At 70.4% G+C, this 18,691-nt stretch carries 21 protein-coding genes, 1 tRNA gene and 2 pseudogenes; 16 read left to right on the top strand and 8 right to left on the bottom strand.

Annotation, left to right across the window (positions count from 1 at the left end):
- The first annotated feature begins 70 nt into the window (after positions 1-70).
- Entirely contained in the window at positions 71-1,216 is a 1,146-nt protein-coding gene (locus OG447_RS16035; protein ID WP_266937206.1) for an acyl-CoA dehydrogenase family protein, read from the top strand.
- Positions 1,216-2,217, top strand: a complete 1,002-nt coding sequence (locus OG447_RS16030) for an acyl-CoA dehydrogenase family protein (protein WP_266937204.1) — start codon at positions 1,216-1,218, stop codon at positions 2,215-2,217. The genes OG447_RS16035 and OG447_RS16030 overlap by 1 nt, the downstream gene beginning before the upstream one ends.
- A 54-nt stretch (positions 2,218-2,271) precedes the next feature.
- Here OG447_RS16030 and OG447_RS16025 read toward each other — a convergent pair whose 3' ends face one another.
- On the bottom strand, positions 2,272-3,072 hold the full coding sequence (locus OG447_RS16025) for a class I SAM-dependent methyltransferase (RefSeq protein ID WP_266937203.1): 801 nt from the start codon (positions 3,070-3,072) through the stop codon (positions 2,272-2,274).
- 161 nt (positions 3,073-3,233) lie between these two features.
- On the opposite strand from OG447_RS16025, the gene OG447_RS16020 reads away from it, so the two are divergent.
- Positions 3,234-3,689 (top strand): hypothetical protein, encoded by a 456-nt coding sequence (locus OG447_RS16020; RefSeq protein ID WP_266937201.1) that lies wholly within the window; start codon positions 3,234-3,236, stop codon positions 3,687-3,689.
- Between the two features lie 80 nt (positions 3,690-3,769).
- Here OG447_RS16020 and OG447_RS16015 read toward each other — a convergent pair whose 3' ends face one another.
- Positions 3,770-4,606 (bottom strand): winged helix-turn-helix domain-containing protein, encoded by an 837-nt coding sequence (locus tag OG447_RS16015; RefSeq protein WP_323181777.1) that lies wholly within the window; start codon positions 4,604-4,606, stop codon positions 3,770-3,772.
- A gap of 62 nt (positions 4,607-4,668) precedes the next feature.
- On the opposite strand from OG447_RS16015, the pseudogene OG447_RS16010 reads away from it, so the two are divergent.
- From OG447_RS16010 to OG447_RS15995, 4 genes and pseudogenes are all read left to right on the top strand, one after another.
- A pseudogene (locus tag OG447_RS16010) lies at positions 4,669-4,833 on the top strand (aldo/keto reductase); the annotation flags it as partial.
- A gap of 657 nt (positions 4,834-5,490) precedes the next feature.
- The gene (locus tag OG447_RS16005; RefSeq protein ID WP_266937200.1) at positions 5,491-6,030 is read left to right on the top strand and encodes a transcriptional regulator; all 540 of its coding nucleotides are present in this window, start codon (positions 5,491-5,493) and stop codon (positions 6,028-6,030) included.
- Positions 6,027-7,322, top strand: a complete 1,296-nt coding sequence (locus OG447_RS16000) for an MFS transporter (RefSeq protein ID WP_266937198.1) — start codon at positions 6,027-6,029, stop codon at positions 7,320-7,322. Before OG447_RS16005 ends, OG447_RS16000 begins: the two co-directional genes overlap by 4 nt.
- 349 nt (positions 7,323-7,671) lie before the next feature.
- Positions 7,672-7,747: transfer RNA gene (locus OG447_RS15995), tRNA-OTHER, on the top strand.
- Between the two features lie 23 nt (positions 7,748-7,770).
- On the opposite strand, the gene OG447_RS15990 is transcribed toward OG447_RS15995, so the two are convergent.
- Positions 7,771-8,502 carry a glucose 1-dehydrogenase gene (locus tag OG447_RS15990; protein WP_266937196.1) on the bottom strand — a complete coding sequence of 244 codons (732 nt, stop codon included), beginning with the start codon at positions 8,500-8,502 and terminating at the stop codon, positions 7,771-7,773.
- Between the two features lie 107 nt (positions 8,503-8,609).
- Between OG447_RS15990 and OG447_RS15985 the strand changes: the two genes are divergently transcribed.
- The 3 genes from OG447_RS15985 to OG447_RS15975 all read left to right on the top strand — a co-directional run bounded on the left by OG447_RS15985 (position 8,610) and on the right by OG447_RS15975 (position 10,378).
- A complete protein-coding gene (locus OG447_RS15985; RefSeq protein ID WP_266937194.1) occupies positions 8,610-9,230 on the top strand; it encodes a helix-turn-helix transcriptional regulator in 621 nt (206 codons plus the stop codon).
- 221 nt (positions 9,231-9,451) lie between these two features.
- On the top strand, positions 9,452-9,934 hold the full coding sequence (locus tag OG447_RS15980; RefSeq protein ID WP_266937193.1) for a hypothetical protein: 483 nt from the start codon (positions 9,452-9,454) through the stop codon (positions 9,932-9,934).
- Positions 9,935-10,084: 150 nt separating this feature from the next.
- Positions 10,085-10,378, top strand: a complete 294-nt coding sequence (locus tag OG447_RS15975) for a hypothetical protein (RefSeq protein ID WP_257552399.1) — start codon at positions 10,085-10,087, stop codon at positions 10,376-10,378.
- Between the two features lie 99 nt (positions 10,379-10,477).
- Here the strand turns inward: OG447_RS15975 and OG447_RS15970 are convergent, their stop codons facing one another.
- The 3 genes from OG447_RS15970 to OG447_RS15960 form a co-directional block, all read right to left on the bottom strand.
- Positions 10,478-11,791, bottom strand: coding sequence for a transposase (locus OG447_RS15970; RefSeq protein ID WP_266937192.1), 1,314 nt, complete (start codon positions 11,789-11,791; stop codon positions 10,478-10,480).
- Positions 11,792-12,172: 381 nt separating this feature from the next.
- Entirely contained in the window at positions 12,173-13,315 is a 1,143-nt protein-coding gene (locus tag OG447_RS15965) for an NAD(P)/FAD-dependent oxidoreductase (protein ID WP_266937191.1), read from the bottom strand.
- 79 nt (positions 13,316-13,394) lie between these two features.
- Positions 13,395-13,766: a hypothetical protein gene (locus tag OG447_RS15960; RefSeq protein ID WP_266937190.1), complete on the bottom strand. Its 372-nt coding sequence runs from the start codon at positions 13,764-13,766 to the stop codon at positions 13,395-13,397.
- Between the two features lie 6 nt (positions 13,767-13,772).
- On the opposite strand from OG447_RS15960, the gene OG447_RS15955 reads away from it, so the two are divergent.
- Positions 13,773-14,525, top strand: a complete 753-nt coding sequence (locus OG447_RS15955; RefSeq protein WP_266937188.1) for a helix-turn-helix domain-containing protein — start codon at positions 13,773-13,775, stop codon at positions 14,523-14,525.
- On the opposite strand, the gene OG447_RS15950 is transcribed toward OG447_RS15955, so the two are convergent.
- The gene (locus OG447_RS15950) at positions 14,503-14,952 is read right to left on the bottom strand and encodes a TnsA-like heteromeric transposase endonuclease subunit (RefSeq protein ID WP_266937187.1); all 450 of its coding nucleotides are present in this window, start codon (positions 14,950-14,952) and stop codon (positions 14,503-14,505) included. The genes OG447_RS15955 and OG447_RS15950 overlap by 23 nt on opposite strands.
- A gap of 309 nt (positions 14,953-15,261) precedes the next feature.
- Between OG447_RS15950 and OG447_RS15945 the strand changes: the two genes are divergently transcribed.
- On the top strand, positions 15,262-16,026 hold the full coding sequence (locus OG447_RS15945; protein WP_266937185.1) for an IS5 family transposase: 765 nt from the start codon (positions 15,262-15,264) through the stop codon (positions 16,024-16,026).
- Positions 16,027-16,352: 326 nt separating this feature from the next.
- Here the strand turns inward: OG447_RS15945 and OG447_RS15940 are convergent, their stop codons facing one another.
- On the bottom strand, positions 16,353-16,709 hold the full coding sequence (locus OG447_RS15940) for a hypothetical protein (protein ID WP_266937183.1): 357 nt from the start codon (positions 16,707-16,709) through the stop codon (positions 16,353-16,355).
- A 170-nt stretch (positions 16,710-16,879) separates the two neighbouring features.
- On the opposite strand from OG447_RS15940, the gene OG447_RS15935 reads away from it, so the two are divergent.
- The 4 genes and pseudogenes from OG447_RS15935 (at position 16,880) to OG447_RS15920 (ending at position 18,667) form a co-directional block, all read left to right on the top strand.
- Entirely contained in the window at positions 16,880-17,356 is a 477-nt protein-coding gene (locus OG447_RS15935) for a hypothetical protein (protein WP_266937181.1), read from the top strand.
- Between the two features lie 74 nt (positions 17,357-17,430).
- Positions 17,431-17,532, top strand: a pseudogene (locus OG447_RS15930) (VWA domain-containing protein); the annotation flags it as partial.
- Positions 17,533-17,578: 46 nt separating this feature from the next.
- Positions 17,579-18,112 (top strand): pyridoxamine 5'-phosphate oxidase family protein, encoded by a 534-nt coding sequence (locus OG447_RS15925; RefSeq protein WP_266937180.1) that lies wholly within the window; start codon positions 17,579-17,581, stop codon positions 18,110-18,112.
- 114 nt (positions 18,113-18,226) lie between these two features.
- Entirely contained in the window at positions 18,227-18,667 is a 441-nt protein-coding gene (locus OG447_RS15920) for a WXG100 family type VII secretion target (protein WP_266937179.1), read from the top strand.
- Positions 18,668-18,691 lie beyond the last annotated feature (24 nt).

The following is an 18,691-nucleotide window of genomic DNA, read 5'->3' as shown; positions in this document are numbered from 1 at the left end:
GACGCTGCTCATGGCCGTACGTTAACCTACCAAACACTTGTTAGGGAAGCGTGGAGGGGGCGGGCACCTGATGGATCTGACCCAGACGGCGGAGGTGGCGGCCTTCCGGGCCGAGGCCCGGGCCTGGCTGGCCCGGCACGTGCCGGCCTCGCCGCTGCCCTCCCTGGAGACGGAGGCGGGCTTCGCGGCCCACCGGGAGTGGGAGGCGCTGCTGCACGCGGACCGCTGGGCGGTGGTGTCCTGGCCCGAGGAGTACGGCGGCCGGGGCGCGGACATCGTGCGGTGGCTGGTCTTCGAGGAGGAGTACTGGGCCGCGGGCGCGCCCGGCCGGGTCTCGCAGAACGGCATCAGCCTGCTCGCCCCGACCCTCTTCGACCACGCGACGCACGAGCAGCGGGCGCGGGTGCTGCCGTCCATGGCGAGCGGCGAGGTGGTCTGGGCCCAGGCCTGGTCGGAGCCGGAGGCGGGCTCCGACCTGGCCTCGCTGACCTCGCGGGCCGAGCGCACCGGGGGCGGCTGGCTGCTGTCGGGGCAGAAGACCTGGTCCTCGCGGGCGGCCTTCGCGGACCGCGCGTTCGGCATCTTCCGCACGGACCCCGGGGCGGCCAGACCCCACCAGGGGCTGACGTATCTGATGTTCGACCTGCGGGCGCCGGGGGTGACGGTGCGGCCCATCGGCCGCCTCGACGGCAAGCCCGCCTTCGCGGAGCTGTTCCTGGACCGGGTCTTCGTACCCGACGAGGACGTGATCGGGCAGCCGGGCGAGGGCTGGCGGATCGCGATGTCGACCACCGGCAACGAGCGGGGGCTCACCCTGCGCTCCCCCGGCCGGTTCCTGGCGGCCGCCGGCCGGCTCCACGCGCTGTGGCAGGCGGCCGGCGACCCCGCCGACACCGCGCTGCGCGACCGGGTGGCGGACGCGCTGGTCGGCGCCCGCGCCTACGAGCTGTTCACCTGGGCCAACGCCTCGCGCTTCGCGGCGGGGAAAAGGATCGGCGCCGAGTCCAGCCTGAACAAGGTGTTCTGGTCGGAGTACGACATCGCCCTGCACGAGACGGCCCTGGACCTGCTGGGGGCGGACGCGGAGCTCGCCGACGGCGAATGGGCCGAGCCGTGGCTCTTCTCCCTGGCCGGGCCGATCTACGCCGGGACCAACGAGATCCAGCGCGACATCATCGCCGAGCGGCTGCTCGGCCTGCCGAAGGGCCGCCGCTGATGCGCTTCCTGCTGACCGACGAGCAGTCCGACTTCGCCCGTACGCTGCGCTCCCTGCTGGCCGCCTCCGACGTGCCGGCGGCGGTACGGGCCTGGGCGGACGGCGACCACGCGCCGGGGCGGGCGCTCTGGTCGAGGCTGGCGGACACGGGCCTGTCCGCGCTGGCCGCGCCCGAGCCGTACGAGGGCGCCGGCCTGCTCCCGCTGGAGCTGTCCCTCGGCCTCGTGGAGCTGGGCCGGGCCGGGGTGCCGGGGCCGGTGGTGGAGAGCGCGGCCGCCTCCGTGCTGCTCTCGGAGCTGGGGGACGACGCGCTGGCGAAGCGGTTCCTGCCGGGCCTGGTCGCGGGCGGGGCCGCGGCCACGCTGACGCTGCCGGGCGGGAGCCCGTACGCCCTGGACGCGGACGCCGCGGCGCACTGCTTCACGGTGTCGGGGGCGGGCGAGCTCCGGCTGGCCGGCGGCCCGGGGCAGCCGCACCGGTCCACGGACCCGGCGCGCCGGCTGTTCCTCCCCCTGGCCGCCGGGGGCGAGCTGCTGGCGCACGGTCCCCGGGTGACGGCGGCGGCTCGGACGGCCGCGCGCTGGGCGCGGCTGCTGACGGCGGCCCAGTGCCTGGGCGTGGGCGAGGCGCTGCTGTCCCGCACGGTGGAGTACGCGAAGCAGCGCAGGCAGTTCGGGGCTCCGATCGGCGGCTTCCAGGCGGTCAGGCACCGGCTGGCGGACACCCTGCTGGGCCTGGAGTTCGCCCGGCCGCTGGTGCGGGCGGCGGCGCTGTCGCTGGCGCCGGGCGATGTGGCGGCGGCCAAGCTGTCGGCGGGCGAGGCCTGCTACCGGGCGGCGATGACGGCGCTCCAACTGCACGGCGCGGTGGGCTACACGGAGGAACTCGACCTGTCCCTGTGGCTGCGCAAGGCCCGCCCGCTGCGCGACGCGTGGGGCACGCCGTCGCAGTGCCGGGCGGAGGTCGTGCGGTGCTTCGGTGGCGAGAGCGGTGATACGTGACGAGAGCAGTGCTCAAGAGCACTGCTCTCCGCGAACGCCCCGGGCAGGACCGCGTCACACCAGGGCGACGCCGAGGGTGACGACGTACTGCTCCTCGACGGTGCCGTCGGGGAAGAGCGGGGCCAGCAGCTCCCGTTCGGCGGCCAAGTAAGCGCGGGTGCGGGCCTCGCCCAGCACCAGGAAGGCGGAGTGGCTGGCGAGGTTGGCGAGGTGGTCGTCCAGCGTGACGCGCCGGGACCACCGCAGGGAGCGGGTGGTGAACTCGCCTAGCCCCCGCGGCAGCGTGCGGAAGCTCTGCGCGTGCCCCTGCTGCTGCCCCTGCCCCTGCGCCTGCGCCTGCCCCTGCCCCTGCCCCTGCCCCTGCCCCTGCGGCGACCCGAAGAACACCCGGAGCCGTTCCTCCTGTTCGGCGACCCACGGGACGGCCGAGTCCGTGTCGTTCCACCAGATGGCGAGCGCGCCGCCCGGGCGCAGTACGCGGCGGGCCTCGGGGACGGAGCGGGCCGGGTCGGTCCAGTGCCAGGCCTGGGCGTAGGTGAGGAGGTCGAACGCGCCGGTCGCCAGCGGCAGCCGGTCCCCGTCCCCGCGCACGAGCGGGATCCCGGGGTTCGCCCGGCGGAACTCGGCCGCCATCCCGTCCCCGGGCTCCACGGCGACGACTTCGGCCCCGCGCTCGCGCAGCAGCGCGCTGGCGATCCCGGTCCCCGCCCCCACATCGGCCACCCGGGCCCCGGCGAGCGACCGTCCGGCGAGGGTCTCGACGGCGTCGAACAGGGCCGGCGGATAGCCGGGCCGGTGCGCGCCGTACAGCGCGGCGGCGGAATCGAAGGAGCGGGCACGGGCGCGTGTCGTCATGCGGCCATTGTTTTCGATCACATCCGCCGACACCAGTTCGGAGAAGCCGTTCCGGATGTGATGAGATCCCCCGTGATCCGAACAGCCGCTTCGAACAACGCGCGATGAGCGGCGAGCGACGAGAACGAGGTACGGGGAACATGCGAAGGACAATGACCGGGATGACGCTGTGCGCCGCGGTGGCGGTGCTGCTCACCGGCTGCGGGAGCGAGGACCCGAAGGCTGCCGGGGAGGGCGGCAAGCCCGCACCCACGGCTTCGCCGTCCGCGACGCCGCCGGCAGGGTGGGGCTCCTCCTCCGCGCCGGCCAAGTCCGGTGGCGCGACCCACCAGGTGACCCTGGAGGTCGGGGGCACGGGCCAGACGGCGATCATGTTCAGCGGCATCGGGAGCGGCTTCGAGCAGCAGACCCTGCCGTGGTCGAAGTCGGGCACGGCCGAACTCACCGCCGCGGAGCAGAAGGTGGGCTACCTGGTGAACGTCGTGCCGGGCACGATCACGGGCGCCGGCGGCAAGCTGCAGCAGGCCCCCTGCAAGATCACGGTGGACGGCAAGACGGTCGCGGAGAGCGACGGGGTCACGACCACGAAGGGCTGCTCGTACACCATCAAGCAGTAGCCACCGTCCGGGCCCGGGGCCGGGGCCGGGCCTTGGGCTAAGTGGTCAGCTCCGGAAGTCCTTCGGGGGTTGACCGAACCTCAGGCCGAGGCTGCTTGGAGAACGGTTTCGGCCGCGGCAGTGCGGGCGTAGAGGACGGAGCGGCCCGCGCGGTGGGCGCTGACCAGGCCCGCGTGGCGTAGTGCGGTGAGGTATTGGGATACCCCGGCCGGGGAGAGTCCGGTGCGGTGGGCCAACTGTGTGGTGGAGGCCGGCGCCTCCAGTTCGGTCAGGAGCAGGGTCCGCGAGCGGCCTAGAACGGCAGCGAGGGCGTCGCCCTGAGTGACGGGCCGTGTCTTCCAGAGCGATCCGACACCCCTTGCGGGATAGGCGAGTTGGGGTGGATCCGGCGGCGTCGTCCGGGTGCGCAGTCCCGGTCCGGTGAAGGCCGAGGGAATCAGCAGCAGACCCGTGCCTGCCGTCTTGCGATTCAGCGGCTGCTTTCGGCGGGCCAGTCGCAGTTCGTTGTCGTCCCAGCTCACCGAGGTGTGCAGTTCGTTGAAGAGGCGGCCCGTACCGTGCTCGGCGACCATGCGGGTCCGGTAGAAGATGTCTGCGTCCAGCACTTCGCGGATCCGTGCCCAGTAGGGGGCGAGCGCCAGCTCCCAGTACGTTTCGATCTCTTCGACGACCTTGGCCAGCCGCGTCTGCGGGTCGGCATGCAGGGTTCGCAACCGGGGGCCGAGATTCCCCTGGTGGCGGGCCAGGTGGTCGAGGTCCTGGCGTACCCGTTCGGCGGGCAAGGCCAGGATCGCATCCCGCTCTGCCGCCGGCGTGGGGGCCGGTCCGGCGGGGGCGGGGTTGAGGAAGTCGGGAACGTAGCCGGTGGGCGGGATCATCTCGGAGAGCCAGCCCCGGTCCAGCCCGGCAGCCACCATGCGCGGCCGTACCTGGTCGGCCCAGGTCCGGTGGACCGGATGCGTGGCGGCGGACGTCAGCAGCCCAGATCCGGCTGGCGTGGACCCTGCACCAGGGCCCCCACGTCCTGGCCATCCCCGGCACCGGAGACCCCGACCACCTCACTCAGAACGTAGCCGCCGGCGCTCTTCGCCTTTCCGCGGACGAACTCACCGTCCTGGACTCCCTCCACCACGAAACCGCATGAACAACACCCGTGATGTTGTGATCCACTTCTGCTGATCGGCTTGTCTGCCCTGCCTGTTCCTGCCGCCCGCCCGATAGCCCTGACCGCTGCCGAGCGGCACCGGTTGAAGAAGGCGGCCCGTGGTCATCTGACTCCGCACCAGGCCAGGGTCCGGTCACGGATCGCGCCGCTGTCACGTTGGTCGTGCCCAGAACCGGCCCGCGAGGCCGTCGCCCGCCGGATCGCCCCGGCCCTTTCCGCGTCCACCGTGCGCCGCTGGCTCGGCCGGGACGCAAGCAAGCCCTGGCAGCACCGCTCCTGGATCTTCATCAGCGACCCGGACTTCCACCCCAAGGCAGCGCGCGTCCTGGACCTGTACGCCAGCAGCTGGGGCGGGGTACCGCTCGGCACGGACGAGTACCAGCTCGCGTCCCGTGCCCCCCGAGGGAAGGAACAGGATCGGAGAGCCCCCTCCAGGACGGTTCGTAGCCGATCTAGATCTCTGGGGCGTTGTCCACGAGCCGCTAGCCGTGTCGGCGGTCCCAGACCAGCGGCGGCAGGGAGTCGGCCGCGGCCACCTGGCGCAGGAGCGAAGACCTCTCACGCCGGACAGCGAGTTCCGGAAGACCGTACGAAATCCCCTTGCCTAATGGTCAAGAGTCGTTGACCATTAGGCGCATGCCTGCCGATGATCTTCCCGAGACGTTTCACGTCACCACTGACGAGCAGCTACGCGCCGTCTCCAACCTCACGCGTCACCGGATCATGGCCGTGCTCCGCTTCGAGCCGGCGACGATTACGCAGATCGCCGGGCGAGTGGGCCTTGCGAAGGGGAGTTCCAGCTACCACGTACGGCTGCTCGAACGGGCCGGCCTGGTGAAGGTGGTACGAACGCGGAAGGTCCGGGGGGTCACCGAGCGGTACTACGCAATGGCCGCGCGGGCGATCGTGCTGCCGGATCCGGGCGAGGGAGGGCCGGATGTGCTGATGCGGCATGCGGTGGCGGACCTGGAGGCAGCGCCGGCGGATGGCGAGCGGCACGTACGGATGGCGCATCTTCGGCTCACCGAGAAGCAGTTCGCGGAGCTGGGGTCGCGGCTGCAGGCACTGGCGGACGAGTACCGGGAGCTGTCCGATCCATCGCTGCCGGACGCGTCACTCGTCTTCGCGCTGTTCCACCCGACACCGCGCGAGCAGGCCGAAGGGGACGCCAAGTGACTTCAGACGTTCGGAAGCTGCCGACCGGGTTCGGACGGCTGTGGACTGCGCAGACGGTGTCCTCGCTCGGTGACGGGGTGATGCATGCCGCGCTGCCGCTGCTCGCGTTGACGCTGACGCGGGATCCGATGGCGCTCGCCGTCGTCACGGCCGCCGGGACGCTGCCGTGGCTGCTCTTCGGGGTGCTCGGCGGTGCGTTGGTGGACCGCTGGGACCGCCGGCGCACGATGTGGGTCGCGGACGCGGCACGCGCGGTGCTGCTCGCGATACCGGCGGCAGCGGCCGCGCTCGACGTGCTGAGCATTCCACTGCTCGCCGCCGTCGCTTTCCTGCTCGGCCTCGGCGGACTCTTCTTCGACACGGCCGCCACGGCCTATCTGCCGGATCTGCTCGGCCGCGATCCCGCGCTCCTGGAGCGCGCCAACTCCCGCCTGCGTGGCACCCAGACAGCCGCGTCCGGCTTCGCGGGGCCGCCTGCGGGCAGTGCCCTGCTCGCGCTCGGGCGGGCGGTTCCGCTGCTCGCCGACGCGGTGTCGTTCGCGCTCTCCGCACTGCTCGTACGGTCGCTGCCTGCCGCGCCCCGGCCCGCACCGCAGGCCCGTGAGTCGCTGCTGCGGCAGGCGCGGGCCGGCGCCTCGTACGTCTTCCGGGACCGGTTGCTGCTCGGGCTGGCGCTGCGTCCGGCGGTCGGGAACATCGCCTTCCTCGCCGTGGAGACCGTACTCGCCCTCTTCGCGCACGATCGTCTCGGCATCGACACCTTCGGCTTCGGCCTGCTCCTCACGGCGGAGGCCACCGGCGGCCTGCTCGGCGCGGGCATCGCCTCCTCCCTCGGCCGCCGACTCGGCACCGGCACCGCGCTCACCTGCACGGCCGCAGTCGAGGGACTCGCCATCCTGGGCCTTGCCGTCGCCCCGAACCCGTACGTCGCCGGCCTCGCGCTCGCCGTCTGCGGAGCGGGCATGGGCGCCACGATGGTGCTCGGCCCCTCCCTCCGACAGGCGATCGTCCCCGCCCACCTGATGGGCCGGGTCGCCTCCACCTCCCGCATGCTCGCCATGTGCGCCGCCCCGTTCGGCGCCTTCCTCGGCGGCTGGCTGGCCACCACCTACGACATACGCACCCCGCTCTACGCCGCCGCCGGCCTTCTCCTCACCATGACCGCCATCACGGCGAACATGACCAGCAACCGCCGAGTCGAGGCAGCACTGCGCGGCGCTGCCTCGACCGGCGGTCCAGGACACCCGGAATTCGAGGATCCCGTTCAGGAGGGTGCACCCGGATCGTTGTGACGCTTGCGCGGAAAGTGTCACGAAGGCTTCGGGGCCGGGGCCGACCGGCGGGCCGTCATCAGTGCCAGCCACCGCTCTCGCCGCTGCCGCGAGGCCCGCGAGGCCCGCGAGGCCCGCGAGGCCCGCGAGGGAGAAGCACAGCGGGAGGAGATCGAGGGCGCCGTCAGGCGGTTCCGGTGGAACTGCCTGACCGAGTACGCAACGCGGGCCTGGTCAGCGCCCACCGCGCCGGCCGCTCCGTCCTCTACGCCCGCACCGCCGCAGCCGAAGCCCTTCCCCAAGGTTCCTCCGCCTGAGACTTGATCACCCTCCGAAGGACTTCCGGAGCCGACCGCTAAGCTTCCGGCCTGGCGGGGTCGTAGCACAGAGGCAGTGCGCCTGACCCAGTTCAGGAGGACGCCGGTTCGAATCCGGCCGCCCCGCCGCCTTGGCCGAGGGCGCCCGCCAATCACCCGGCCGTCGTCCCGCCGTCCACGGCGAACTCGCTGCCCGTCACGTACGAGGACGCGTCCGAGCAGAGGAAGAGGACGAGCTCCGCGACCTCCTCCGGTCGGCCCATGCGCCCCAGCGGTACGTGCGACCAGTCCCGCCCCGCGACCGCCTCGGCCACCATCGGGGTGTCGATCGCCCCCGGATGCACCGAGTTGACCCGGATCCCGTCCCCGGCCAGGTCCAGCGCCGCCGACCGGGTCAGCCCGCGCAGGGCGAACTTGGTGGAGCCGTAGGCCGCGTGGCCCGGTATCCCGGCCAGCCCGGCCGTCGAGGAGATGTTGACGATCGAGCCGCCCCCGCCCGCCCGCAGCACCGGCGCCACCGCCTGGATGCCGAGGAAGGGGCCCAGCAGGTTGACCCGTAGCAGCGTCTGGAACTCCTCCAGCGTCTGCCGCTCCACGTGGGCCGTGCGCCACAGGGCCGCGTTGTTGACCAGCGCGGAGAGCGTGCCGAAGGCGCCGACGGCCCGCGCCACCACCTCGGTCCAGCTCTCCGGGTCGGCCACGTCGTGCCAGACGTACAGGCCCTGGTCGCCGAGTTCCGCCGCCACCGCCCGGCCCTCGTCCTCCCGTACGTCCGTGACGACGACCCGCGCGCCCGCCCGCGCGCACAGCCGGGCCCCGGCGGCGCCCTGGCCGCGTCCGGCGCCGGTGATGACGACGACCTTTCCGTCGAGGCAGACGCCCACGCCACACCCTTCCTCACCAGACGTTCATATACCTACTAGAAATACTTCTAGCAGTAACACCACAACGCCGGAAGGGGGCCGCGGAGACCGGTCGTAGACTGCGCTGCGTGGCAGACGAGACGAACAGGCGCCCGCTCCCCGCTACCAGCTGGGCGGTCCTCGGACTGCTCTCCTTCGGGGAGGAGCTCTCCGGCTACGACCTGAAGAAGCGGTCGGACCGGTCGCTGCGCTTCTTCTACTGGAGTCCGTCCTTCAGCCAGATCTACAGCGAGCTCAAGCGCCTGGAGCGGGCCGGCTACGCCTCCTCCCGGACGGTCGCCCAGGAGACCGGCACCCGCGACAAGCGGGTGTACCGGATCACCGGAACCGGCATGACGGCCGTACGGGAATGGGCCCGCGAGACCCCGCCCGACCCCCCGGTCCTCAAGCACGGACCGATGCTGCGCCTATGGCTGGGCCACCTCCTGGAACCGGAGCAGATGCGCGAACTCCTGCTCCAGCAACAGGAGTTCGCGGAGGAGATGCGCCTGCGCGCGGTGGCCGACAAGACGGACGCGCAGGACGGCCCGTCGCAGGACGGCCCGTCGTCGGCGTACCCGGCGCTCACCCTCAAGTGGGCCGAGCGGTACTACGCCTCCGAGCGCGACCTGGCGGCCGCCATGCTCGAAGACCTCGAAGACCTCGAAGACCCCGCAGTTCCGCCCACCGCACGCGGCGAACAGCCGTAGGCGCGTACCGGTGGTGTTCTTCTCCACGGACGTCGACGCCATGGAGGAGATCTCCCTGTCCGGTGTCCTTTGACAAGGAAGTTAGTCCAGCGCGGCTCCCTGACCTGGAGCGACTAAGTTGGATGTCAAACGGCCCGTCTTACCCAGCTCGCCCATGGGGTTGTGCTGGCGTGTTTCGAGGGACTGTGTAACGTCGAGACGGTCCGTGACACCCTGGGGCAATGCTTTTGGGTGATCACGCAAGCAGTGTCGAGCTCTGCCCGCTGCGGTACCAGTTCTCCGAGGTCCGCGGCGACTCCTACGATGACAACTGGCTCGTCATCGGCGGCACTGCGATGACTCCGGAGGGCATCTGGTCTTTCACTGATCCTTGTCTGCTGACCGATGAGGCCCGTGAGGTGTCCGCTTGGCTGCGCGCGGTGGCTGCAGGGACGGTTGAGGTGACCGGGCCAGATGCCGACGGCTACCTGTCCCCGGACAAGTGGTTCGTCGAGCCGGTCCTGGCCTTCAGCCTCGTCGGTCGAAGTGACGACGGCGCGGTGATTCGCGTGCACCTGTCCATGGAGGCGGCACCCCCATGGCAGCAGGGTGAGAACGGAGCAGACATCTACCAGCACTTCGTGGAGGCTCGGGTAGATACAGCTGCTCTACTTCACGCAGCTGACCAGTGGGATCTTGCTTTGGCTTCGTTTCCGGCCCGCTGATCAGTGTCAACTCACCAGAGCACCATCGACAGGATGTGGTCTGCGGAGTCTTGATCGAAATTCGACTTGGCTAGGAGCTGTCCCGGCCGATCTTGATAGACCGTCTGCAGTATCTGTTGCCGTACGATCTCGGCAGTTGAGGGGGAGGGCATGGAAGACGTATTCGATCTGACTGGACGGCCACCGAGCGGCTGGATGCACGCCATCTTCGGCGGAGGGCCCTATGGCGAGGACGTCGGCCGCTGTATCCCCGGCCCGCCGGCGCCTGCGACCATCACGGTTCCGCTTCCAGACAGCGGCGAGTTCGTCTACCGGCTGGTGACGGTCGGCTCATGGTCCGATCCGAACGACCCCATCGCCCTCTACAACGACACCGGCCCGGTGCCACCGCCACCGCTGTCGGAACTGGAGAAGTCCTGGCTCAACCGCCGCGCCGGCCAGTAGCTTCAGCCGTCGATTGGTCATGACCGCAGCCAGATGACCAGCGACGCTGCGGTCACGGTGCCCAGGAAGACGTAGCCGCGCTTGATGCCCCTATGGATGTCAAGCTGCCAGGAGGTGGGTGTGTGGGTCTGCGCTGGCAAAGGTGATCAGCCGGTGGATCTCGCGTGCGACGTAGCGTTTGAGGCAGCGGAGCGCTTCGCGTCGGGTCTTGCCTTCGGAGACACGTCTGTCGACGTAGGTGCGGGTGCGGGTGTCCCAGCGGAGACGGGCCAGCACGACGGTATAGAGGGCGGAGTTGGCCTGCCGGTTTCCGCCCCGGTTGAGGCGCCGCCGCTGGGTCTTCCCGGAGGAGGCTTCGACTGGGCTGACGCCACAGAGAGCTGCGAACGAGGCCTCGCTGCGGAGCCGTTCCGGGTTGTCGCCCGCTGCGATCAGAAGGGTCGCGGCGGTGTCCGGGCCGACGCCGTAGCACCCCAGGAGCTGCGGGTTGTGCTGCGTGATGACGTCTCTGATCCGCGTGGTGAGATCTTCGATCTCATCGGTGAGGTGCTGAATCCGCCGGGCCAGGAGCTTGAGCGTGTGGGCGGCGGCGCCGGCTGTTCCGGGGGCCGAGCCGTCGAGCCCGGCGCAGGCGCGTATCAGTTTCGGGTTGCTCAGGGTGTCCGGCACGATCACCGGCCTCGCGGCCGCGTGCTCCAGCCGCTCGTCCAAGCCCAGCAGCCGCCGGTGGGGCAATGCCGACCTCGACATCCGAAGGGCTTCTGACCAGCCAGGACACATCAGCTCAGGAGTGACACTCCGGGCCAGGAGAGCAGAAGCATCAGCCGCTTTCGTCGTCGGCCGAAGCACCGCAGCGGGAAGGGACCTGGTGGCCAGGTCGACCATTCCTGTCAGTTCGACCTTCTCGGCGATCCCCTCGTCCAACCGCACCAGGATGTCCAGCGGCGTGGAGTCGATCTGCATCCACTCGCCCGGTGCGCAAGCTGGCACTTCCCCGAGCGGTCCGGCCGGACGCGCGGCCGATGAACGGCGGGCGGTCGCCGAGCCCGTCGCGTGGGTGCCGATGGCCATCTTGTCGAACAGCCGGTAGAGCATGCGCTGTGAGGGCACCTCGATGTCCGCCGCGTCCTCACGGGCCGCCAGGATCTGCGTCGCCCGCCAGACCACGAAGCCGATCGTCTTCGACGATGCCTCGGCCGTCTCGGCGATCGCCTGCTGCATTGCCTCGGTCACAGCCGGAGCAACCCTGCCGAAGGCCGGCATCCGCTTGGCTGACCGGCCGTCGGCCAGTCCGACCAGACCGTCGCGCTGGTAACGCTGGCGCCGCTGCTTGATGCCGCTGGCCGACATCGCGTGTCCGGCCGCCGTCAGCTCGTCTGCCTTGGCCCGCTCGCGCTGGGCGAGCGAGTTCACCCTCGGATCGAACTCCGGCCGTGGGGAAGTCCCCTCGGGAGCATCAGCAGGCAGTCCGTCCAGGACCTCGAGAATGTGGTTCTCCCACCAGCGAGCCTGTCCGGCAGCCGTCTCGGGGAACTCCGCGATCCTGGCCGTCGGAGGAACCCGCCGCTCTCTCCCCGTCACCGGACACCTCCACTCACCAGGCGCACGATCGTGGACGGGCCAAGCAACTCCACCGTCATCTCCTCGTGTCGGCGTACGGCCTTGGCTCCCCAGCTCAACCACCCAGCATCACAAGATCAGCGACAGAGCCGGTGAACGTCCCCAGGTGTTAGTACGCGTTCGTGAGCGGACCTCGTGAGGTCACAAGATCGTCCCTACGGCAGGCGGGTTGGCTCAGGCATCCGACTCATCACTGCCCGACTCGCCGCGCGGCCCGGAACGTACCGTACTTCGCACGACAGTCTCCTTGAAGGCCGCCGCGGCGCGTCCTGTCAGGACGAACCCGCGCGGGCTGTCGTCGGCGTGGGTGAACTGGACGACACCGTCACGCCGGCCGAGGCTGATGTTGGTGAAGGCGTAACCGATCCGAACGGGCCCGGGTTCCCGGCCCGTCAGCCGAGCCGCAACGACATCGGCCACACCCCGGCCCATGGGCAGCGCTGTCTGGCAGGACATGCGGCTCGGTGCCCCGCCCACCGACACCCCGGCAGCCGCGTCACCGACGGCGTACACCTCAGGGTGCGAGACCGAGCGCAGAGTGGCGTCGACGAGCATCCGGCCGCTCTCGTCCGTGGCGAACCCTGCCGCGCGGGCCAGCTCCGGCGCACGGAACCCGGTGGTCCACACAACGGCGTCAGCGGCGAACGGCGCGCCATCGCGGGTGTCCAGGCCGTCCTCCCGCACCGCCGCGACGAAGGTCTTCGGATGCACCGAGACGCCCAGCCGGTCCAGAGTGCGCCGCAGGTGGGTCCGGGCTCGCGGCGCGAGCCCGGACCCCACGTCATCGGCACCGGTGAACAGCCGGACTCGCAACTCGGGGTAACTCTCGGCCAGTTCCGAGGCGGTTTCCAGCCCGGTCAGCCCTGCGCCGACCACCGCGACAGTGCCGCCTGACGCCACCTCGGCAACCCTGTGCCGCAACCGCGTCGCCTGCTCAGAGCCGGCGACAGCGTACGCGTGCTCGACTGCCCCCGGGACATCGTCGAGCCGCGCCCGGCTGCCCACCGCGTACACCAGGGTGTCGTAGCCGATCGCTCCGGGCGCGACGTCCATACACACGGTCCGGCCAGTGGTGTCGATCGCGGTCACGCGTCCGACGACCAGCTGGACCGATGTCCCGCGGAGCTGTTGACGCAACGACGGCGCCGCCCATCGCTGCCCGGCGGCCAGCTGATGGAGCCGGACCCGTTCCACGAACCGGTCTGAGGCATTGACCAGCGTGATGGTGACATCGCTGCGGCGCAGCTTGCGGGCGAGGCGCTTGGCCGCCAGCAGACCGGCGTAGCCGGCACCTACGACGACGAGGCGATGACTCATGGCATGACTTCCTTTGGGACTTGGGGGCTACGGGCGGCTTCGGCGCCACCTCTGACAAATCGGTCACCGCGCATCGGCATCAGGGCGCGGATCTGGCCACGGCAACCGCCCAGGCGATGTACAGGACGTTCACCACCAGCCGGGCCACCGCACCGGCCGGCCGCTCCAGCAGCCGGGGCCGGTCCGGCCGCGCGCGGCGCAGCGCGTCCACGTGGGACACCAGGTAACAGGTGATCAGGACGGCGGCGGCCCAGCCCCCGGCCGGCCTGCTGCACGGAACCAGCACCAGCGCACCCACCACGACCTCCGCCGCCCCACTGACGGCCACGAGGAACCGCTCCCGGCGGAGCCATGCGGGTATCAGCATGCGGAAGTAGCCGGGGGCCAGAAAATGCATGACCCCCGTGACGACCAGGAACATCGCCAAGGCGACGGCAGCGATAGCGTGCATGGCACCATGATCCGTTCACCTCGTGCCTGGGCGCTTGAACAAAACGATCGCCGCATCGTCTTCGCCTCCGGCCCCGAAGCGACGATGTTCGCCGAGTCCCGCCCATTCCGCGTCGCCCAACACCGGCTGCCCGCGTGGAAAGCCGTGCTCCCGATCGGCGGCCACGCCCAACTCCTCCAGCCGGGACGGCACATGGTGACGGCGCCCGGGCTGATCGTTCCGCCCCAACTGGCCCATACCTGTGCGGCGACCTCGCCCTACATCGCCCTATTCATCGACCCCTGGCTGCTGCCGTCCTGCCCAGGGCCGATACCGCTTGATGCAGGCGAGGTCCGCCGCCTGCTCGCCGCGCTCGGCACCACCGATTCCGACGGCCCCGGCACCGGTGTGGACCTGGCCGCCGGATACGCCGAGCTGCGGACACTCGCCGGGTGCCCGACCCCGCTCGATCCGAGAGTCGCCCACGCTGTCGACCTGTGCACATTGCGCGATCCGGACATGCCCATCGCCTCCATCGCCAACGAGACCGGCCTGTCGGCCCCTCGGCTGCGCGCCCTGGTCCGGCAGGACGTGGGCATTGCGCTTACTCGCTTGCGCCGATGGAGCCGGCTCCGCACCGCGATCGCCGACCTGCCGGATTCGACTGCCGCCCTGGCCGCAGCCACCGCAGGTTTCGCCGACCAGGCCCACCTCACCCGCACTGCGCGGGACTTCATCGGGCGTACGCCCGCCTCCTTCAGGGTGGGGACGCAGAGCTGAACCTGACCGGCCACGTTGAGGTGTACGCCGACACCTCGGCGGTCAGCTCCTGGAGCCAGAACAGATGGAACAGTGCGGGCAGCGTCGCGAGACGGTCACCGGCTGCATCGGCGCCGGCCATTAACGGGCATGGGGCCGCGAAGACCTCCCGGAGCCGGTCCGCAATCGGGCTGTTCAAGCACCTGGGATGCCGGTAGCGCGACAGCCACCGGACATTCGCCAACAGCACCCTCTCCGGCACTCCAACCCGCTCAAAGCCCCAGCCGGTCTGATCGCAGGCCAGACGAGTCTCCTCGAACGCTTCAGCGTCCTTCGGCTCAATCCGGTCGTCCGCGCGAACATCAACGACCACCGCCGAGCCGTCCACCCGCCGCACGAAGTAGTCCGGAACGTGACGACGCTCCCGCTTACCGTCGTACCAGTGCATCCAGAACGGCTGCGAGGGATCCCCGCCACCGTGGAATCGAAGTCCATCAGCAGGAGCCGGTCCCGTTCCAGCCACGATTCGAACCCCACATGCTGCCCGGTCGTAGCCACCCAGTACCAGCCAGGGAAGTGACGCTCGCCTCGCGACCAGCGAAAGCGCCGCACCGGAGCGATGTCCTCAAAGCGGACCGTCACACAGTGAGGTCTTTCCAACCTGCCGTGCTGGTGGGGCAGTTGGCGTGACAGATGAGTGAAGCCCCTGGTAGACGGGTTCACGACGAAGATCACCCGTGCCGACCAGAGGCTTCACGTGCTTGTCCACCCGTCCGGGCTGGACCTGTCCAGCTCGCACCTTCGCTTCCTGACCGCCCGCATACGCGAGCGCCGCCGCGTGATCGGGAGCCGGTGGCGCCGGCTCAGCGCCGGCCGACAAGCCCTGCTCACCCTCGCCCACCTGCGCAACGGGCATCCCTATGCCCAGCTCGCGACCGGGTTCGGCATCGGCACGACCACGGCCTACCGGTACATCACCGAAGCCGTCGAACTCCTGGCCTCCCTGGCACCGACCCTCGAGCAAGCCGTCCGCGCCGCGTCGAGGAAAGCATTCGTCCTGCTCGACGGCACGCTCCTGCCCATCGACCGGATCGCCGCCGACCGGCCCTTCTACTCGGGAAAACACAAGAAGCACGGCATGAACGTCCAGGTTCTGACCGACCCGGCCGGACGCCTGCTGTGGGCCTCACCCGCCCTGCCGGGGGCCGTTCACGACATCCGAGCCGCACGCGAACACGGCATCCTCACCGCCCTCGCCGCAGCAGACGTCAACTGCTGGGCGGACAAGGGCTACCAGGGTGCGGGCCCGGCTGTCCGTGTGCCCTACCGAGGCCGCTGGGAGAACCTTTCCCGCGGCCAGCAGGCCGTGAACCGCTCGCAGGCCAAGATCCGAGCCCTGGTCGAACCCGCCATCGCCACCCTCAAGACCTGGCAGCTACTACGCAAGCTGCGATGCTCGACAACCCGGATCACCGGCCTCGTCCAAGCCGTCCTCACCCTCCACCTCACCTGCTCAAACTGAGGTTGGAAAAGGCTCAGTCCAGCAGCGGACGCCGCAACCGCTCACGTACGGCGCCCACGTACGACAGCTCGACACATGCTTCTGCAGGCTCCACCCCAACCGAAACAGCCACCCAGCACCCCCAGCCCGTCACCCGGTACGACTAGGTTCGCTGGCAAGGAAGCCGAAACGACTGGGTTCGCTGTCAAACGCCTCGATTGGATGACAACGGACATCCGGACACGAGGGGCGGATCAGCGAGATCGCTGTCCCGTCTCACCGATCCTTGACCGATCTCACCAAAGTTTGACCTTGGAGCAGTCCGGCTCCGGCGCCTGGTGACTTCGTCAACGCTGCAGCATCTGCCGGGCCAGGGCCAGCGTTACCTCGATGTCGTCGCTCCAGGAACAGATCTCCAGCCATGACAGGTAGCCGGACTGAGCGAACACCAAGACCTCACCGGGGCATTCCCCGTCCTCCGTGACGATCTGGGCCTCCGCCACCACCACCGTGCCCGACCTGGACGGTGCCGGGGAGACCACGGTCCTGTCGAGATCGAAGTACGCGGTACCGCACCCGCACGTGCACCGATCCCGCACCCGCAGATGGGGGATGTGAGCGCGGAGCGCCACGTGGACGGGGTCCTCCCCGCTGAGAAGGAAACCGAGCAGGTCGGCCACGTCGGCAGGGAGTACCTCAGGCATGCCTGCACCGTATCCGGCCTGCATCTGTTCCGTTCATTGGATCTCGCCGCCACGCGACGGCCCGACCCGCGGAGATGCAAAGTCGAGTGAGACGCCGGGGCGTCGATGGCTTCCGCTGGCGGGCACGGCGACTCGCGCCGGCCCCCGCGGACCGAGGGAGGGAAAAACGAATGGCATGGAAACGCCTGCGGGCGGCAGTGGTGACCGCCGGACTCGCACTGGGCACGGTGGGGGTCGGGGCCTCCCCGGCCCCGGCGGCAGTGGCCAACTGCGGCGGCGAAGGGACCGTTGTGTCGGCGAACCACATCCGGGTCCGAGCGTCCGCACGGGAGATCGGCACGGTGCAACTGTGCCGGACCTCGGTGGCAACGTATGGCTACTTCTACTTCGCCTGGGTGCGCCTCTACGAGGACCTGGGGACCGGCCAGCACGCGAACGCATACCTCCACGTCTACGACTCCGCCGGTAGCGACGCGGGGACCTTCACCTGCAACTCCGGGCCGATCACGGGTCTCGAACGGGAGTGCCGCACGGCCTTCACGCGCTACGAGACCGGTAATAGCGGGGGTCTATACCGCGCCGACGGCTACGTGTTCAACTCGACCGGCGCGATCATCGCGGCCGGAGCGACCGCCAAGACCCGCTGATTCCCCGTCTCACCTGACGGGACAGCATCGTTTCCATCCATCGAGATTCGATGAGACGAACCGCCCCGTGGTCAAACCCGCGCGCCGTCCCGGACGGGGAACTGTACGACCGGCTGGTCGCGGAGTTCCCCGCGTGGCTGGCGGCGGCCCGCGGTGCGGGCATCGTGCGTGTCTGAGCCTTATCGGGCGGCCCCGGCCGCGGCCAGGCGCTTTGATGGGGCTATGACGACGAACAACTGGGCAGCGTTCGAGAAGGCGGAGCCGGAATTCGCGGAGGCCGTCCGGGCCCGCTTCGCGCAGTACCCGCACCACGTGCTGGGCACCCTCCGCAAAGACGGCTCCCCCCGGCTGGCCGGGCTCAATGTCGACATCCGGGGCGGGGAGCTGTGGCTCGGGATGATGGCGGGCTCGATGAAGGCCAGGGACCTCCAGCGCGACCCCCGCTTCGCCCTGCACACCAATCCGGGCGAGGGCGAGACGATGCCGGACGGGGACGTACGGATCTCCGGCCGCGCGGTGGAACAGCTGGACCCGCCGGAGCTGCACCGGTACGCGGAGGAGACGGAGAGCCCGCACCCCTTCCACCTCTTCCACGCCGACCTGACGGAGGTGGTCCAGATCGCCGTCGACGGCGACGACCTGGTCATCCGCACCTGGACCCCGACCCGTGGCCTCCACACCCTCCGCCGCGGCAACGACGACGAACCGCCCCGCGAGGTTCCGGGCGAGGACGCCCCGAGCACCCCGGCCGGATGACGGTCCGGTCGGCCGACCGGCCGGCCGGCCAGTAATGGTTCGCAGGCCCTTTCTCGACGTTTGCTACGGTCGGCCGGACGGTCTTTTTGACGGCACACTCGGGAAAGGGACACCGTGAACACAGCTCCCGATGCGGCGAGTTCGACCGGTTCGGCCGGTCCCGCGGCAGACCTCGCGGTCGACGGCGACAAGCTCAAGAAGCTCGCCGGTGACCTCGACACGATGCAGGAAGTCCTGAAGAAGCAGCTCCTGCGCATGGACGAGATCGTGGACGGCATCGAGGCCCGCTGGCGCGGGCCGGCCTCGGAGGCGTACCGGGCCAAGCACCGGGCCGCCGCCGAGGACGCCGTCCGCATCCGGCAGACGATGAAGGTCCTGGCCAAGGCGATCCGCCTGAGCAAGGACGGGTTCTCGGCGCAGGAGCTGGAGATCCTGGAGGACTTCAGGCGCGTCCAGGCCGACAGGGACGTCCGGGCGGAGACCGACGCACTGTCCACGCCCAACACCGCGCCGCCCGCGCCGCCCGCGCCACGCAGCCGCATCGCCGACCTGTAGGCAGGACCAGGAGCACCAGAGGCA

The organism is Streptomyces sp. NBC_01408 (assembly GCF_026340255.1).
Classification (GTDB): Bacteria; Actinomycetota; Actinomycetes; order Streptomycetales; family Streptomycetaceae; genus Streptomyces.
The sequence above is the reverse complement of the archived record's forward strand: the minus strand, read 5'-3'. Positions and strand labels throughout refer to the sequence as shown.